General features: G+C 70.7%; 15 protein-coding genes, 1 tRNA gene and 2 pseudogenes. 11 read left to right on the top strand and 7 right to left on the bottom strand.

Annotation, left to right across the window (positions count from 1 at the left end):
- A pseudogene (locus ABD317_RS04045) lies at positions 1–1,018 on the top strand (hypothetical protein); the annotation flags it as partial.
- A gap of 137 nt (positions 1,019–1,155) precedes the next feature.
- Here ABD317_RS04045 and ABD317_RS04040 read toward each other — a convergent pair.
- Complete coding sequence (locus tag ABD317_RS04040) at positions 1,156–1,914, bottom strand: hypothetical protein (RefSeq protein WP_344287887.1); 759 nt, start codon at positions 1,912–1,914, stop codon at positions 1,156–1,158.
- 47 nt (positions 1,915–1,961) lie between these two features.
- Here ABD317_RS04040 and ABD317_RS04035 point away from each other — a divergent pair, with 47 nt between their 5' ends.
- On the top strand, positions 1,962–2,150 hold the full coding sequence (locus tag ABD317_RS04035) for a DUF5703 family protein (protein ID WP_027757070.1): 189 nt from the start codon (positions 1,962–1,964) through the stop codon (positions 2,148–2,150).
- A 109-nt stretch (positions 2,151–2,259) separates the two neighbouring features.
- Here the strand turns inward: ABD317_RS04035 and ABD317_RS04030 are convergent, their stop codons facing one another.
- The 3 genes from ABD317_RS04030 to ABD317_RS04020 form a co-directional block, all read right to left on the bottom strand.
- On the bottom strand, positions 2,260–3,066 hold the full coding sequence (locus tag ABD317_RS04030) for a chaplin (protein ID WP_344287885.1): 807 nt from the start codon (positions 3,064–3,066) through the stop codon (positions 2,260–2,262).
- A gap of 141 nt (positions 3,067–3,207) precedes the next feature.
- Positions 3,208–3,441 carry a chaplin family protein gene (locus ABD317_RS04025; protein WP_027757068.1) on the bottom strand — a complete coding sequence of 78 codons (234 nt, stop codon included), beginning with the start codon at positions 3,439–3,441 and terminating at the stop codon, positions 3,208–3,210.
- Positions 3,442–3,624: 183 nt separating this feature from the next.
- Positions 3,625–4,959 (bottom strand): M20/M25/M40 family metallo-hydrolase, encoded by a 1,335-nt coding sequence (locus ABD317_RS04020; RefSeq protein ID WP_027757067.1) that lies wholly within the window; start codon positions 4,957–4,959, stop codon positions 3,625–3,627.
- Between the two features lie 143 nt (positions 4,960–5,102).
- On the opposite strand from ABD317_RS04020, the gene ABD317_RS04015 reads away from it, so the two are divergent.
- From ABD317_RS04015 to ABD317_RS03980, 8 genes are all read left to right on the top strand, one after another.
- Positions 5,103–5,187 (top strand) — tRNA-Leu (locus tag ABD317_RS04015).
- A 792-nt stretch (positions 5,188–5,979) separates the two neighbouring features.
- Positions 5,980–6,363, top strand: a complete 384-nt coding sequence (locus ABD317_RS04010) for a hypothetical protein (protein WP_344287882.1) — start codon at positions 5,980–5,982, stop codon at positions 6,361–6,363.
- A 198-nt stretch (positions 6,364–6,561) separates the two neighbouring features.
- Complete coding sequence (locus ABD317_RS04005) at positions 6,562–8,298, top strand: ABC transporter ATP-binding protein (RefSeq protein ID WP_344287880.1); 1,737 nt, start codon at positions 6,562–6,564, stop codon at positions 8,296–8,298.
- A 101-nt stretch (positions 8,299–8,399) separates the two neighbouring features.
- Positions 8,400–10,121 (top strand): ABC transporter ATP-binding protein, encoded by a 1,722-nt coding sequence (locus tag ABD317_RS04000; RefSeq protein ID WP_344287878.1) that lies wholly within the window; start codon positions 8,400–8,402, stop codon positions 10,119–10,121.
- 152 nt (positions 10,122–10,273) lie between these two features.
- Positions 10,274–11,161 carry an ABC transporter substrate-binding protein gene (locus ABD317_RS03995; protein ID WP_344287876.1) on the top strand — a complete coding sequence of 296 codons (888 nt, stop codon included), beginning with the start codon at positions 10,274–10,276 and terminating at the stop codon, positions 11,159–11,161.
- 103 nt (positions 11,162–11,264) lie between these two features.
- Positions 11,265–12,272: a FecCD family ABC transporter permease gene (locus tag ABD317_RS03990; protein ID WP_344287874.1), complete on the top strand. Its 1,008-nt coding sequence runs from the start codon at positions 11,265–11,267 to the stop codon at positions 12,270–12,272.
- Positions 12,272–13,087 carry an ABC transporter ATP-binding protein gene (locus ABD317_RS03985; protein ID WP_344287872.1) on the top strand — a complete coding sequence of 272 codons (816 nt, stop codon included), beginning with the start codon at positions 12,272–12,274 and terminating at the stop codon, positions 13,085–13,087. Before ABD317_RS03990 ends, ABD317_RS03985 begins: the two co-directional genes overlap by 1 nt.
- A gap of 336 nt (positions 13,088–13,423) precedes the next feature.
- Positions 13,424–14,227, top strand: a complete 804-nt coding sequence (locus ABD317_RS03980) for an alpha/beta hydrolase fold domain-containing protein (protein ID WP_344287869.1) — start codon at positions 13,424–13,426, stop codon at positions 14,225–14,227.
- A 130-nt stretch (positions 14,228–14,357) separates the two neighbouring features.
- Here the strand turns inward: ABD317_RS03980 and ABD317_RS03975 are convergent, their stop codons facing one another.
- The 3 genes and pseudogenes from ABD317_RS03975 to ABD317_RS03970 all read right to left on the bottom strand — a co-directional run bounded on the left by ABD317_RS03975 (position 14,358) and on the right by ABD317_RS03970 (position 15,383).
- On the bottom strand, positions 14,358–14,564 hold the full coding sequence (locus ABD317_RS03975) for a hypothetical protein (protein WP_344287867.1): 207 nt from the start codon (positions 14,562–14,564) through the stop codon (positions 14,358–14,360).
- 180 nt (positions 14,565–14,744) lie between these two features.
- A pseudogene (locus tag ABD317_RS37735) lies at positions 14,745–14,870 on the bottom strand (helix-turn-helix domain-containing protein); the annotation flags it as partial.
- 81 nt (positions 14,871–14,951) lie between these two features.
- Positions 14,952–15,383 carry a MerR family transcriptional regulator gene (locus ABD317_RS03970; protein WP_344287865.1) on the bottom strand — a complete coding sequence of 144 codons (432 nt, stop codon included), beginning with the start codon at positions 15,381–15,383 and terminating at the stop codon, positions 14,952–14,954.
- Positions 15,384–15,447: 64 nt separating this feature from the next.
- Between ABD317_RS03970 and ABD317_RS03965 the strand changes: the two genes are divergently transcribed.
- Positions 15,448–16,875, top strand: a complete 1,428-nt coding sequence (locus ABD317_RS03965; protein WP_344287863.1) for an MFS transporter — start codon at positions 15,448–15,450, stop codon at positions 16,873–16,875.
- The last annotated feature ends 16 nt before the right edge of the window (positions 16,876–16,891 follow it).

The following is a 16,891-nucleotide window of genomic DNA, read 5'->3' as shown; positions in this document are numbered from 1 at the left end:
GGCACCCGGCACCCCCACCGGGGGCGGGCCGGCGGTGCCCGGTCCGCCCCCGGTGGGCGGCACCGACGCCGGCGCCGTGACCGTTCGCGGGCTGCTCGCCGGGCGGGAGGGCCCCGGGCGGGACGTGGACGGGGCGCTCGGCGTCGACGTGCTGGCCGTGCTCGACGCCCCGCAGCTCGACGTGGAGACCGCCGCCGCCCTCGTCGAGGCGCTGCCCGACGGCGCCCGGCTGGTCCTCAGCGGCGACCCCGGGCTGCTGGAGTCCGCGGGCCCCGGCCGGGTCTTCGCCGACGTCGCCGCCGCCCGGGTCTGCCCCCGGGTGACGTCCCGCACCCCCGACCCCGGCCCGATCGGCGAGCTGGTCTCCGGCGTCGGCGCCGGTGAGCTGCAGGCCGTGGCGGCGCCAGGCAAGGAGGTGGTGATCGTCCCGGTGCAGGACCCCGGCGAGGCGGTCCACCGGACGGTGCAGCTCGTCGCGGACTCCGTGCCCCGCGCGCTCGGGGTGCCCGCCGCGGACACGCAGGTGATCGCCGTGGGGCACGGCGGCGCGGCCGGCACCCGGGTGCTGAACGCCGCGCTGAAGGAGCGGCTCAACCCCGGCCCGGGCGCGTTCGGCGGCTTCGACCCGGGCGACCGCGTCGTCTACGTCCCCGCCCCCGGCACCGCGGTGCCGGGCCTGGTCGCCTCGGGCGACGACGCCGGGCTGCACCTCGACTGCGGCGGCACCGCCGTCGTCGTGCGGCCGGACCGGGTCGGCGAGGCCGTACGGCACGGGTGGGCGCTCACCGCGCACCAGGCGGCGGGGCGGCGCTGGCCCGCCGCGGTGGTCGTCGTGCCCGGGGACGCGGAGTCGGCGCTGACCCGCGCGTGGGCGTACACGGCGTTCGGCCGCGGCGAGCGGCACCTGTCCGTCGTGCACGGCGCGGGGGCGGTGCTGGCCCGGCGCCTCGCGGAGGTGCCGGCCCAGCGGCGTACGACACGGCTGCGGGGACTGCTCGGCGCCCAGGCCCGGGACTGACGCGGGCCGGCCCGGAAGCGGGCCGGCCGCGAAGCGGTCCGCCGCCGTCCCGGAACCGGGCCGAACCGGGCCGGCACCGGTCCCGGCCCGGCGCAGGGCCGAGCCGCGGAGGGCGCCCGGCCCGCGCCGGGGGCCGCTCAGCGGCCGGTGTCCACGGGCTCCAGTTCGTCCTCGCCGTCGTCCAGGTCGTCCAGTTCGTCGACCGCGTCGTCGTCCGTCTCCCGGCCGACGGCGTCCCCGTCCTCGTCCTCCTCGTCGTCCGCGTCGAAGTCCAACTCGTCGTCGAACGACGCGCTGACGTCGAAGCGGCAGATCACCAGCTCGGGGTCGACCTGGTCGAACGGTGCCGACAGCCACTCCCCCGGCTCCGCCGGCTCCTCCGCCGCCGCCACCCACACCGCGGAGTCGCCCTCCGAGAGGCCGAACTCCCGGTGCCGCGAGGCGATCTCGTCCGGTTCGAACTCGCCGAAGAGCACCCCGACCGCGGCCGTGACGCTGCTGCCCACGGCCTCCCGGTCCGCGGCGTCCTCCCCGCCCGCGACGTCCGGGTCGAGGTCGGCGATGCGCTGCGCCTGGGCCAGCAGCCGGTGCGGCTCCGCCACAGTGTAGTCCCGGCGGATGAGGACGCTGAGCGCCCCCGGCTCGTCGGGCCCGGTGTAGGCGGGCAGCGTGTCGCTGCTGGGGATCTCGAAGGGGGTCACTTCGTCATGGACCTCGTACAACACCTCGTCGTACGCCTCGGCTGCCGCTGCCAGCTCCTCGAAGGCGGCATAGACGGCCGAGCCCTCCTCGCCCGACCGGCGCTCGACCGCTTCGAGGTGGCGGTCGATCGCGGCTTTCAGCACCGACGCGGCGGCGCGTACCTCGGCAGCCGTAGGCTGCGCAGCATCAGACATAGTGCAGACGCTATCCGGACCGAGGCACTTTCCGCACAATAGATGCGATGCCGGAATACGAGTTTCGTGATGTCTATGTGCCGCGGGGCGTCTCACGGGCCGCCGCGGCGAGGCTCCTGACCGACCAAGCCGAGTACGAGCACTGGGAGTTGCACCGGCTCCGCCTGTACCCCGACGGCAGTCGCAGAGCACGGCTGCGGCGCCGGATCATCAGGCAGGTACGGGCCACGTGGTGAGCCCGGCGGCGGAGGGCCGGCGGGCGGGCACGGACGCGGGCCGCGGGCGGCACAGACGGCGCAGGGCGGGTCCGGTGTGCCGGACCCCCCCTGCGGTCAGCCGACTTGATCAGGCCGCCGAGGCCCGCGCGCGGCGGTAGAGGACCGCGCCGCCCAGCAGCAGGCCGCCGCTGAGCGGAATGAGCACACCCAGCGGAAGGTCGGAGCCGGTCTCCGCCAGCTCCTGCTCATCGGAGACGGGCACGCCGATGTGCGTCTGGTGGTTCGGCGGGGTGTGCCGCGGGTCCTTCGGGTCGTCCGGCCGGTCCGGGTCGCCGGGCGGCTCGGGGGCGTCCGGCTCGTCGGGGCGGTCGGGCTCGTCCGGCCGGTCGGGCCCGTCCACCGTGGGCGGCTCCTCGGGCTTGGGCGGCTTCGGGGTGTGGGGGGTACCGCCGTTGCCGCACTTGTTGCCGAAGGCGGCGTTGCCGACGCCCACGACGTTGGCGGAGTTGCCGCATGCGTTCACCGGTACGTCCACGGGCACCTGCACCGTGTTGCCCGAGAGCACTCCCGGGGACTGCGACGACTGGCCCTGGGCCTGCGCGCCGCCGCCGGGGGCGGTGTTCGTGCCGGTCCGGCTCCCGGCGCTGCCGCTGCCGCTGTCCTCTCCGCCGCCGGCATGCGCGCCGTCGCCGGCGTTGACGCACGTGTTTCCGTACGCGGGGTTGAGCAGCCCGCCGACGTTCACCGTGTTGCCACAGGCGTTCACCGGCACGTGCACCGGCGCCTGCACCGTGTTGCCGGAGCCGACGCCGGGCGAACCCTGCGCGGCGCCCTCGGCGCCCGCGTCCGCCTGCGCGGCGACCGCGCCCACGGTGACGAGCATGCCGCCCGCGGCGGCGATGGTGAACAGGCCCTTCCTTGCGACATGTCGCATGGGTCTTTCCTGCCTTCTGAGCTCTGGGTACGCGAGCGGGCGGGCCGTCCCCGTCCCGCTCGTCCAAAAAGCCCGTCCGGCCCCGGAGCGCGGCTGCGCCCCCCGGGGCCGTCCGGTCACACCCTTACGGGAGGTGGTGCGTCACTTGTTGACGCAGGTGTTGCCGAACGCGGGGTTCAGCAGACCGATGATGTTCACGGTGTTGCCGCAGGCGTTCACGGGGATGTGAACCGGAACCTGCACAACGTTGCCGGACAGCACGCCCGGGGACTGCACGGCAGCGCCCTGTGCGCCCGCGTCGGCGGCGGCGACGCCGGCCCCCGCGAGCACGAGACCGCCCGTGGCGGCCGCCGCGGCGACAACCTTCTTGATCATTCTTCCTCCTCATTGACGGTGCGGCCCCAGCAGCGGACCGCACCCATTGCAACGACGAGGTAGGTATCGAGCTACGCGCTTATCGTGCCATTCACCCGATTCAGTCCGATTGGTACAGGTGGCCGATTCGACGACGGTCGCCCGCCGCCCGCCACCGCCCCTCCGTCAGGGAGAAACCCCAGCTCAGCAGGCGTCGAGGAACCGGTCGAGGACCCGGACGCCGAACTGCAGACCGGCGACCGGCACCCGCTCGTCGACGCCGTGGAACATCCCGGCGAAGTCCAGCTCCGGCGGCAGCTGCAGCGGCGCGAAGCCGAAGCAGCGGATGCCGAGGTTGTCGAAGGACTTGGCGTCGGTGCCGCCGGACAGGCAGTACGGCACGGCGCGGGCGATCGGGTCCTCCGCCTTCAGCGCCGTCGACATCGCCTCGACCAGCGCCCCGTCGAAGGTGGTCTCCAGCGCCTTGTCGGCGTGCACGTCCGACCGCGTGACGCGCGGCCCGAGGATGCGGTCGAGGTCGGCGAGGAACTCCTCCTCGTGCCCCGGCAGGAACCGGCCGTCCACGTGCGCCGTGGCCTGCCCGGGGATCACGTTCACCTTGTAGCCGGAGCCGAGCATGGTGGGGTTGGCGGTGTTGCGGAGCGTGGCGCCGATGATCTTCGCGATGCCGCCGAGCCGGGCGAGCGTGGCGTCCATGTCCTCGGGGTCCAGCTCGACGCCGAGGGCGTCGCCCAGCTCGTCCAGGAAGCCGCGTACGGACTTGGTCAGCCGCACCGGGAACTCGTGCCGCCCCAGCCGGGCCACGGCCTCGGACAGCTCGGTGATCGCGTTGTCGCGGTTGGTCATCGAGCCGTGCCCGGCGGTCCCGTCGACCGTCAGGCGCATCCAGTGCATGCCCTTCTGCGCGGTCTCGATCAGGTACAGCCGCACGTCCTCGTTCACGGTGAACGAGAAGCCGCCGACCTCGCCGATGGCCTCGGTCACGCCCTCGAACAGCTCCGGCCGCGTGTCCACGAGGTGCCGGGCGCCGTACAGCCCGCCGGCCTCCTCGTCGGCGAGGAAGGCGAGCACGACGTCGCGCGGCGGCTTGCGGCCGGTGCGCAGCCGTTCACGTACGACCGCGAGGGTCATGGCGTCCATGTCCTTCATGTCCACCGCCCCCCGCCCCCACACGCAGCCGTCGGCGACCTCCCCGGAGAAGGGGTCGTGGGTCCAGTCGGCGGCGTTGGCCGGCACGACGTCGAGGTGGCCGTGGATGAGCAGCGCGGGCCGCGAGGAGTCCTCGCCCTCGATCCGCGCCACCGTCGACGCCCGCCCGGGGTGCGCCTCGAAGACCTCCGGCTCCAGCCCCACCTCGGCCAGCTTCTCCGCCACGTACTCCGCGGCGGCCCGCTCCCCGGGGCCGGAGTGGTCGCCGTAGTTGCTGGTGTCGATCCGGATCAGCTCGCGGCACAGGTCGACGACCTCGCCCTCCGCGCGCTCGACGGTGCTGCCACGGGCGTTCTCCGGCTGGCTCACGATGCCTCCCTGACACGTTCGGGGTCCACGCCCCATCCTGCCCCGCCTGACCCTCCGACCCAACCCGCGGGGTGATCGCGGCGGCCCGCGGGTTTGCTAGGGTGTACCGCGTCGCAGCGGGCCGCGCCCGCGCGGCGTCACCGGTCCAGGTGGCGGAATGGCAGACGCGCTAGCTTGAGGTGCTAGTGCCCGTATGAGGGCGTGGGGGTTCAAGTCCCCCCCTGGACACGAACCTTATCCCCAACTGGTGTGGGTCAAGCTTGGCCTCCACACGCACCAGCTGACGTTTGGGTTGGTAGATCAACTTCAGGCCGAGGTTCTGGTAGACCTCGGCTTTCGCATCCGGCTCTGCGGTGGCGAGGACTCGCCTGATAGAGCCCAGTGGTTTGATCATGGCGCGGATCTCCTCCTTGGCCATCGGGCGCTCCCCGGAACTCTGGGCACTCTGAGCAACTGCCTCTGCACGCCGGGCCTGCACTTCGTCGGTCCATCGCGCGACGAGTTTCGGGTCGGTGCCGGCTTCCAGCGCCTCCCGGTAGCGGGTCAGCTTGGCGTCGCACTCGGCGATCACCCGCTTGGCCTCTTCTACCGGCGGGGCGGGAGACAGCTCTTCCTGAGCGGTGTACATCTGCTCGATGGTCGACTCCAGATGCCCGGGGTCGAAGGCTCGGGTGAGCCATCCGTCGAGCGGGATGAGCACGGTAGCTTCGTTGAGGTATACGTTCGGCGGGTGGTCGACGGTGTTGGCCAGGGCGTATTCGCTGGGGAAGCGGCAGCGGCAGTAGAGCCGCTGGCTGCTTTGCTGGCCCTGCATCCGGCGCCCGCAGATGCCGCAGTGCAGCAACCCCCCGCAGGACGTAGCGATGCCGGGCAGCTCGCCGTTCCCGGTGACTGCGTGTCGCCCCTTCTGCTGACCTGCCTGGAAGGTGTCCATGTCGGTCAAGGGCTCATGTTTGATGTCGTGCGACCGCACCCAGTTGGATGCACCGCTGCGGGATGGCGAGGGGGGAAGGTGGCCGGGTGCTGCTGGTGTCGGCGTGGTCTGACGGGAACGCGCCAGATGTCACCGCCCAGGTCGGTGGTCGGCGAGATCGCCGTGCTCTCGGTGCGGGATCCGGCGGAGGTGCGCAGGGCGGCGTCTTCGCCGGTGGTCGAGCAGGGCGGATGGAATTCGAAGTAGTGGTGGGTCTGCTTGACCAGCAGGAACACGGTTTCGGGGTGGTCGCGAAGGACGCGCCAGAAGGTGATCACCGCTGGTCGAGCACGAGGCCGCCTTCGACGCAGTTGGACGGGAGTTACGCCGAGGACGTCCTGATCCGTCGTGCCGACTGTCACGGCGAGCTGAGTCAGCTCGACGTGGCCCGGCGCGACCTGGACGAGCACGCCAAGCTGAACACGGTCTGACCGCGCTCCGCTCGGCCGGTGGCGCCCCATGCCACCGCCCAAGCCGTACCGTCGATAATGACAACGGTTTTCATTGTATTGTAAGGTCGGCATGTCGAGATCGACTGATCGATCGAGTCGGATGGTCGGTGCCCTCCGACCCGTTCCGACGGGATCACCGATTCCGCGGGCGAGCGGTACTTTCGTGGAGGTGCGGCCGTGCGGTCGACGATCAAGCTGTTCCTGGCACTGCAACCGCGGGCCTGGGTGGAGATAGTCGGTCTCGTCGGCCTGATGCTGCTCGTCACGGCGACCTATGTCGGCCAAGGGCTGCTGATCGCGGACCTGTTGTCCAGGGTGTTCTCCTCGAACGAGATCGACGGGCTGCTGGCGCCTCTGGCCACGATCGGAGTGCTGCAGTTAGCTCGGATCGTGCTGATCGTCGCGAAGGACTCGTGGGCACCGCGGGTGTCCGCACGGGTCAAGGAGGCGGTGCGCGAACGCCTCACGCTCAAGCTCATGGAGATCGGGCCCGGCCAGGCGCAGCGGATGCGCACCGGCGATCTGCAGTCGACGCTGGTGGACTACGTTGAACCGCTCGACCCGCTGGTGGGCCGGTTCGTGCCCACAGTGGTGGCCTCCGTCATGGGGTCCTGTCTCGCTTCGGTGTACGTGGTAGCGGTCGACCCGGCGGTGGGCCTCGTCGTGCTCGCGTGCGCCCTCCTGGCGCCTCTGTCCAAGGCGGCCGGGGAAAGGTGGATCAAGGAACGCGGTAACCGCTGGATGGTGTCCTACCGGGGCATGTACGCGGAGAGCCTGGACGCCGTGCAGGGGATGGCGACACTCAAGGCGTTCAACGCCAGTGGCAGGCGCGGCCGGGAGCTGGCCGCGCGTGGTGAGGCGTTCTGCCGGGACTCCATCCGGCTGATGGTGGCGTGGTGCGGCACCTCAAGCATCGGCGCACTGATGGTGCCGATCGGCACGACGGCCGCGGTGGGCCTGGGCGCATGGCACGCGGCCACCGGCTCGGTGAGTGTCGCGGGGTTGTTCACGATCCTGATGCTGTCCCGCGAGACCTTCCGTCCCATGCACGAGCTGGAATCGGCCTACCACGCGGCGTACCAAGCCATCCCGGCAGGCCGCGCGGTCGCCGACGTCCTGCGCATCGAACCGCATGTGCAGGATACGGCGACAACGGCCCCGGCCTTGCGGCAGACCCCTCCCGGGCTGGAGTTCCGCGATCTCCGGTTCTGCTATCCGACCCGGCGTGCACCGGCACTGGACGGGTTCAGCCTGGTGGTCGCGCCGGGCGAGCGGGTGGCCATCGTGGGCCGCTCCGGAGCGGGCAAGAGCACCGTGCTCGGCCTGCTGATGCGCTACTTCGACGCCGACGCGGGCTCCATCCGCATCGACGGCCGCGACATCCGCGAGTTCCCGTTGGCCGGCCTGCGGTCACTGGTCGGTGTCGTGGCGCAGGATACCTACTTGTTCCACGGCACGGTTCGCGAGAACCTGCTGCTCGCCAGACCGGATGCCACCGACGAGGAGATCCGTCGTGCGGTGGCCGCGGCGCAGGCGGTCGATTTCATCTCTCGCCTGCCCCAGGGCTTCGAGACGGTCGTCGGCGAACGTGGTCTGAAACTGTCCGGTGGTGAGCGCCAGCGCATTGCGATCGCGCGTGCGCTGCTCAAGGACGCTCCCGTGCTCGTCCTCGACGAGCCGACGTCGAGCATCGACGCCGCGAACGAGGCGGAGATCACCCAGGCTCTCGGCGACCTGACCCGCGGTCGGACGACGGTCGTCATCGCACACCGGCTGTCCACGGTGCGCGACGCCGATCGGATCGTGGTGATGGACTCCGGCCGGGTGGTCGAGCTCGGCAGCCACCCGGACCTCCTGGCACGCAAGGGCTTCTACGCCGAACTCGTCGCGACCCAGACCGGAACGCCCGCATGACCTCGACCACCCACACCCACGAGCACGGCGCAGGACACGGACACGGTCACAGTGACGCGCCGGTGTCCGGCCGGACGCTGGCCACCAGGCTGAGGAGCCTGATGCCTCTGCTGGGCGAGCACCGCCGACTCATCGGGGTGGCCTACCTGGCCGGTGTGCTGCACCAACTGCTCCTGCTCGCCTCGTCCGGGACCGGCGCGCACGTGGTGGCCCGGGCGGCCGAGGGCGCCTCGGCGGACCAGCTCACCTGCTGGCTGATCGTACTCGGCTGCCTGATCCTGCCGCTGGTCGTCCTGAGCATCGCCGACAGCACCTACGCCCACGTCGCCGCCTTCCGTGCGCTGGCCGACACCCGGGCCAGGGTGTTCGCCGCCTTCGAGCGGCTCTCGCCTGGTTACATGCTCGAACGGCGCTCCGGCGACCTCGGCTCCGCCGCCGTTGCCGACGTGGAGCAGATCGAGCTGTTCTTCGCCCACACGCTCAGCCCGCTGGCCGTCGCGTTGACCGTTCCGGTGGCCACCACCGTCGCGCTGGGCTGGTTCCACTGGTCGCTGGCCTGCGTTCTGGTGCCGGTCCTGCTGCTGCTCGCCTCGGTCCCGGCGTGGTTGCGGCGCCAGGCCGAACTGCACGGACACGAGCTCCGCGACTCTCTCGGCCAGATGAGCGCCGACAGCACCGACACCTTCCAGGGGCTGCGCGAGCTGGTGAACTTCGGCGCCCACTCCCAGCGACTCGGGCTGCTGCGCAAGCAGGGCGCCCGGCTGGCCACGGCGAAGTCCGCGCACGGCCGCCGAAGCGGCATCGAGTACGCCGCCACGGACACCATCGCCCTCCTGGGAATACTCGCGGTGCTCGTCCTGGGCGCGCAGCTCGTCGTCGCGGGCGACCTCGACCGCTCCCTCTTCCCGGTCGCTGTCGTGCTTGCCGCGATGGCGATGCTGCCGGTGCTGAAGGTCACCGAGGTCGCACGCGAGTTGTCCACGGTCGCGTCATCAGCTGACCGCATCAACACGCTGCTCGACGCGCCGGCCCCGGTCTCGGACCTGGTCAGCCGGGCGCCGGCGGGCCAGGTCGTGCCGCATGTCCGCTTCGACACCGTCACCTTCACCTACCGCAGCGACCTGCGGCCCGCCGTGCGGGACGTCAGCTTCGACATCCGTCCCGGCGAGACCGTCGCGCTGGTGGGGCACTCCGGCGCGGGCAAGTCGACCTGCGCCAACCTGCTGCTGAGGTTCTGGGACGTCACCGCCGGGTCGGTTTCCGTAGGTGGGCACGACGTCCGCGACTTCCCGCAGGAAGACCTGCGCCGCCTCATGACACTGGTGCCGCAGGACACCTTCCTGTTCAACACCAGCCTGCGCGACAACATCCGACTTGGCCGCGCCGACGCCTCCGACGACGAGGTCGAGGCCGCCGCGCGGGCCGCCCAGGCCCACGAGTTCATCACGACGCTGCCGCACGGATACGACACTGTCGCGGGCGAGCTCGGCGCGCTCATGTCCGGCGGGCAGCGGCAACGGATCGCGATCGCCCGGGCTCTCCTGAAGGACGCACCGATCCTCGTCATGGACGAGGCGGTGTCAAACCTCGACGCCGCGAGCGAGCAGGCCGTCACCCGGGCGATGGACGAGGCCCGGCACGGCCGCACCACCCTGGTCATCGCCCACCGCCTGTCCACCATCAGGACCGCCGACCGGGTCGTCGTTCTCTCAGACGGACGCGTGGCCGAGACCGGAACCCACGAGGAGCTTCTCGCCGCCGGCGGCGCGTACGTCGCCCTGCTCGCCTCACAGCTCGACGGATTCACGGAACAGGACTCCTGAAGGGTCGGCTCATGAAATCGAAAACGATCATTGCGATGCTTCTCTCCGTCACAATGTTCGTGCTCGCGGGTTGCGCTGACGGCGGGCCTTCCACCGACGCGGACAGGCAGGAAACAGCGGCGGGTGAGGGCACGACGGCCTACCCGTTGACCATGAAGAACTGCGGCACCGACGTGACCTTCGAGGCGGCGCCGCAGCGAGTCGTCGCGGCGAGCCAGCCCGCCGCCGAGATCCTCATCCGTCTGGGAGTGGGCGACCGGATCGTCGGATCGGGATACGAGATCGACAAGGTGCCGGCGGACATCGCCGAGCAGTACGAGAAGATCCCGATCCTCTCCGCGCCCCGCGCGGAGATCAAACAGGAGAAGCTGCTGGAAGCACAGCCGGACTTCGTCTACACCACCTTCGGGGACTTCCTGACCGCGGGGCGGACCGGTGACCGGGAGCACCTGTACGAGCTGGGCGTGCCGTCCTACGTGAGCGAGTTCGACTGCGTGATGCACCAGAGCGTGGCGGGCGCGAACTTCGAGATGATGTACGAGGAGTTCCGCGCTCTGGCCAAGATCCTCGACGTACCGGCCGCGGGCGAGAGACTGGTGGCCGAGCAGAAGGCCGTGGTGGACAAGGCGCTGAGCGCCATCGAGAACAAGGACACCCCGCTGAAGGTGATGTGGTTCTACTCCACCTACGGCGGCACCCCGTGGGTAGCGGGCCCCGGCGGTCTCCCGCAGCACATCTCCGACCTCGTCGGGGTCGAGAACATCTTCGACGACGCGTCGGCCAGGTGGGCAGAGGTGAGCTGGGACGAGGTTGCCGCCCGGAATCCCGACGTCATCATCCTGGCCGACCTGACCCGCGGCGAGCCCAACGACACCGAGCGGGAGAAGATCGACCTGCTCAAGAAGGACCCCCTCACCAGCAAGCTCGACGCGGTGGCCAACGACAGGTTCATCACCGTCCCCGGCCGCTACATGGATCACAGCTGCTGCACCGCGAACGCGGTTCCCGCGCTCGTCGAAGACCTGAACAAGTTCCGGTGAGCAGCCGACCACTATGACAACGAGTTCACATAAGACCGCCGGGCGCGCCAAGAACCCGATCACAAGCCGTGAGACGGTTCCGGCGCGCCCGCGGCGCGCCTCGATGGTGGCGCTCTTCTTCCTGGCCGCGGCCGGGCTGCTGGTGTCGCTCGTCGCGGCGACCCTGTTCGGGAGCGCGAACATCGGCCCCCTCGATGTCGTCTCCACGATCCTGCGGCATGTCGGCTTGGGCGGGATCGCGCCCACCCCGCCACTGCCGGGGCTGCTGGACGCCCTGATCTGGGAGTCACGCTTCCCGCGGGTGTTGCTGGCCGCCGCCGTCGGCGCGGCCCTGGCGGTCTCGGGCGCGGTCCTGCAAGCGGTCACCAGGAACCCCCTGGCCGACCCCTACCTGCTGGGAGTCTCCTCCGGCGCCTCCACGGGCGCGGTGGCCGTTCTCCTGCTGGGCATCGCCGGCGGCGTCTCCCTCTCGACCGGAGCCTTCGTCGGCGGCCTGGTCGCCTTCGGCCTGCTGCTGGTCCTGCTCGGCGGGGGACGCGTCGCCAGCCCTTCCCGCGTGGTGCTCACCGGCATGCTCGTGTACTGGTTCTTCTCCGCCGTCACCTCGCTTATCCTCATGATCAGCGGGGACGCGAACTCCACCCGCGGCTTCACCTACTGGCTGCTCGGCACCCTCGCGGGAGCCCGGTGGGAGGGGGTGACCGTCACCGTCCTGATCATCCTGGTCGGGGTGCTCGCCATCCAGTTCTTCGCGCCGGCCCTCGACGCCTTCACGTTCGGCTGGGACGCCGCCGCCGCCCTGGGCATCAACGTCACCGCCGCCCGCATCTGGCTGATGGTGCTGACCTCTCTCATCACGGCGGCCTCCGTGGCGGCTTCCGGCGCGATCGGCTTCATCGGGCTGCTCATCCCACACGCCGTCCGCATCCTGACAGGCCCGATGCACCGCTCCCTGCTTCCCCTGTCCGCGATCGTCGGCGCCATCTTCCTCATCTGGGTGGACACGTTCGCACGCACCGCGTTCATGCCCCACGAACTGCCCGCCGGCGTCGTCACCGCATTGCTCGGCGCGCCCGCCTTCGCGCTGATCCTGAAGCGTCTGGAGTACTGATGGGCCGCATCACCGCCACCGAACTCTCCTGGTCGGTCAAGGGCCACCGGTTGCTCGACAACATCGAGATGACGGCCCACGACGGGAAGATCGTCGGGCTCCTCGGCCCCAACGGCTCGGGCAAGACGACACTGCTGCGCCTGCTCGCCGGACTACGCCGCCCCGACACCGGAACCGTCCGCTACGACGACACCAGCCTGCACGACCTCAAACGCCGGATGCTCGCCCGGCGGCTCGCCGTCGTCGAACAGGACGTGACCGCCCACAACCACGTCAGCGTCCGCCAGGTCGTGGAACTCGGCCGCACCCCGTTTCGGGGTCACTTCGACGCCCTGACCGAGCACGATCAGCGGATCATCGACGCGGCACTGGAACGGGTCGACGTCACCGACAAACAGCACCGGAGTTGGCACACCCTCTCCGGAGGGGAGAAACAGCGCACCCAACTCGCCCGTGCCCTCGCCCAGGAGCCCCGGGAGATCCTCCTCGACGAACCCACCAACCACCTCGACATCCGGCACCAGCTCGAACTCCTCGACCTGCTGAGCAAACTGGATGTCACCTGCATCGTCGCCCTGCACGACCTCAACCTCGCCGCCCGCTACTGCGACCACATCGTCATCCTCGATCACGGGCGGGTGGTCGACGCAGGCACCCCTGAGACCGTACTGACCTCCGACCTGATCGAGTCGGTCTACGGCGTCAACGTGCTCATCGACCGCGAACCCACCACGGGCGTTCTCCGAGTCACCTACCTGGCTGCCACCCCGTCGGGAACGACCGCCAGGCAAGCGATGCAACTCGATGCTCAGTAGGCGACGACCGTTCGGCGACCCGGAGATGCGCCCCTGACCGTGCTGACCGCGGCAATGGCCATCGGCGCCGCGGCCGCAGCAGGAGCCGGCACGCTGGGCCGGCCCACCCGCGCGTACCTCGACTGCGCAGTTCCTGTCCCGCGACTAAGCGAAGGGCCCGGTGCCGGGCTTGTGATGGACGAATGATTGTCCCGGCTGGGTTCGGGGAGCCGCTCGCCACCGGTTCGGCGTCCATCTCGTCGCCAAGGTGTGGAAGGACGGACATCGATGGGACCAGACCAAGGACCGCCGCCCCGCATTATTGGAATCGATAATCATTTTCGATATGGTGAGGTTATGACCAGCTCTGACGTGATGAAGGTGCACCCCGATCTTGAGTACGCGGTCGCTGCCGGCCAGCCGCTGTTGCTCGACTTGTACGTGCCCGGTGATTCCGACGCCGCACCAGTGTGCATATGGCTGCATGGTGGCGCCTGGTTGGTCGGTGATCGCGTTACCGAGGTCGAACGACTTGCCCAGGGGATGGTCGAGCGTGGGATCGCCTTCGCCAGCTTGGACTACCGACTGGGCCCAGCCGGGGCGTTTCCCGCGTCCATCAATGACGTCCGAGCCGCAGTCCGGTGGTTGCGTCAACATGGCGACGAGTACTCCCTGGCGACCGATCGAATGGCGGCATGGGGAGCGTCGGCGGGCGGGCATCTCGCGCTCATGGCCGCGCTGGCCACCGAAGAGAAGGCTGAGGATTGGCTGAGTGCAGTGATCGCGTGCTTCGCGCCGACCGACTTGCCTGCCAGGCTCTCGCGTACTCCGCTGGAACGCCAGATACTGCGTGACCCACCGGATATTGCATATCTGGCGACCGATCCGGCCGCTCCCGATCTGACCAAGGCGCGTCAAGCCAGTCCGCTGTACCAGCGCCTCGACCATGCACCGCCGGTGTTGCTCGTGCACGGTGACCGCGACCAACAGATGGCTCTCGACCAGAGTGAGCGCATGCACCAGGCGTTGGTGGCGGCGGGACGGGACAGCACGCTGCTCGTCCTGGGTGGAGTTGGCCACGAGGATCCTCGGTTCCGGGATCCGTGGCTGCTCGACGTGGTCGCCGCGTTCGTCCACCGGCACCTCAGCGGCGAGCTCTAGAACTGACGGACGTTGTCGACAGGTGGGTCTCTCGTGTCCAGGAGACCTGCATGACTGAACGTGAGCGGGAACGACGCGCCCGGCACCGGCTGGCGGTGCTGCGGCGCGCGGAGGACTGACCCGGGGGGCCTTACTCGTCTCCGCCGCCGTCTCCGCCGCCGTCGCCGCCGCGCTCGGCCTGGCCGCGGTCCCGGCGCTCGCCGAGCCGGTCACCCTGTCCGAAGGACACGTCGACGTCGTCGACATCGGATACGAGGCTTGCGCGCTCGAACTCGGCCTGCACGGCGAGACCACGGGCACCCCCGTCGAGCGCGATCCGGCCGAGGTCACCCTGCACGTCAAGCCGGAGGCCGAGGCCGCGGTGCCGAGCAACTCCGCTTACGCCTTCCTCGGCGATCCCGGCGCCCCGGTGCGCCACGTCGTGGGAGCGCTGCAGGGTACATGGCGATCTTCGCGGGGCCGAAGTGGTACTGCCGCCGCAGCCAGAGGATCTTCTCCACCACCTCGGCTGGCGTGGCCGTGGCATGTGATGCGGTGCACTGGAACGGTCCTTGAGCCCCTCCAGGCCCTCGGCCTCGTAGCGCTGGAGCAACTTGCAACAGCAACTCCGGCTGATGCCGTAGGAGCGGCATGTGGCGGCCACGCTGCCACTGACCGGTGGTGGACATCGAACCTCCGGTCAGGAGAATAAACCGGGAATGTTCACCGCGCCCTCGGCGCGGCCTCAGCGCTCCGGCATGGCCTCCAGGTAGGCGTGGATCTCCTCTGCCAGGTAGGTGCACTCGTCCACCGGGTGGTCGCTCGGGCAGGTGAGCATGTGAGCCAGGTGGGCGCGGGCGGAGGTGAGCCGGGCCAGCTGCTCGTCGCACGTGGCCAGCCGGTCGCCCACCGCGGTGCGCCAGTCGCGGTCGGCCGTGCTGCTCGCGAGCAGCACGGCGATCTCGGGCAGGCTCATCATCGCCGTGCCCTGCATGAGCTGGATCAGCGCGATGCGCCGGAGGTCGGCGTCGCCGTACACCCGCCGCCCCGCCCGGCGCGCGGGCGCGAGAAGCCCCTGCTTCTCCCACCAGTGGAGCGTGGAGACGGCGACCCCGAAGCGGGCCGCGACCTCACCCACGCGGTACGACGGTGCTTCGCCGCTGCTGTCGTTTGACATCAAGCCGACTTTAGGGCGCACCGTGGTCCCGCCGCAATGAAAACCATTGTCGAGAGGACCGTCCATGCCCGCACGCCCCGGTTGGCGGCTGCCCGTCGGACTCATGCTCGGCGCGTTCATCGCGCTGCTCGACGTCTCGATCGTCACCGTCGCCCTGCCCGACATCGGCGATGACCTGAACACCGGGACGTCGGGCATGCAGTGGATCGTCGACGCCTACACCCTGCTGCTGTCCGCGTTGCTGCTGTCCAGCGGCGCGCTCGGCGACCGCTGGGGCCGCAAGCGGGCCTACCTCGCGGGCGTGACCGTCTTCACCCTCGCCTCGCTCGCCTGCGCCGCGGCACCCACCGTCGGAGCGCTGATCGCCGCGCGGGCGGTGCAGGGAGCGGGTGCAGCCCTGGTGTTCACCGGAACGCTGTCGAACCTCGTCCAGGCGTACCCGGAGCCGCGCGAGCGGGCCCGGATGCTCGGGCTCAACGGCGCGGTCGCCGGGCTCGCGATCGTAGCGGGGCCGCTGCTCGGCGGCGTGCTGGTGGACACGCTGGGCTGGCGCGGCATCTTCGTCATCAACCTGCCGGTGGGCCTGGCCGCGCTGTGGCTCGGCGCGCGCGCCATCCCCGAGACCTCCGACCCGGAGCACGCCGCCTTTGATCCGGCGGGGCAGGTCCTGGGGCTGGTGATGCTGGGCACGCTCACCTACGGGCTGATCGAGAGCCATGAGTACGGCTGGTCCTCGGTGCAGACCCGCACCGCGCTGGCCGTGGCGGCGGCCGCTGCCGCCGGCTTCGTGCTGGCCGAACGGCGCGGCGCCCGGCCGATGCTGCCGCTGCACCTCTTCCGCGACTCCCGGTTCACGGTGCCCAACGTCGCCTCGTTCGTCCTGGGCTTCGGCACCAGCGCCGTGTTCTTCCTGCTCTCGCTCTACCTCCAGCAGGTCCAGGACCACTCCGCCCTGTCCACCGGGCTGCGCTTCCTGCCGCTGACCCTCAGCCTCAGCGCCGTCTCCCCGTTCGCCACCAGGCTGTGCGCCCGCTTCCGCACGTCGACCGTGATGACGGCCGGCTACGCGGTCTCCGGCGCTGCGCTCTTCGGCCTAGCCCTGCTCGCCACGGACACCGGCTTCTGGCCGTTCGCCGCCCTGTCCGTCCTGCTCGGCGTCGGCATGGGCGCGTCCATCGGCCCCACCCAGCTGGCCGGGGTGGCGGCGCTGCCGGTGCAGCGCTCCGGCCTCGCCGCGGCCTGCATCAGCACCACGCGTCAGGTCGGCACGGCGCTGGGCGTCGCCGTACTCGGCCTGATCGTCGCCTCCCACGCCGGCTCCGACCTGGGCAGTGAGCAGTACGCGCACGGCTTCGTCCGCGGTCTGCACATCGCCGGTCTGGCCACCGGAGTGGCGTCCCTCGCCGCCGCCGGGCTGATCGCCGCCTCGGCCCGCCACCACCGTCCGGCGGCGGACCGCGCCGCCACCTCCACCAGCGCGGCCAGCGTGTGACCAGCCTGCGGACCGC

It is taken from the genome of Streptomyces synnematoformans (assembly GCF_039531005.1).
Lineage (GTDB): Bacteria > Actinomycetota > Actinomycetes > Streptomycetales > Streptomycetaceae > Streptomyces > Streptomyces synnematoformans.
Note: the sequence above shows the minus strand (reverse complement) of the source record. Positions and strands in the feature narration are given on the sequence as shown.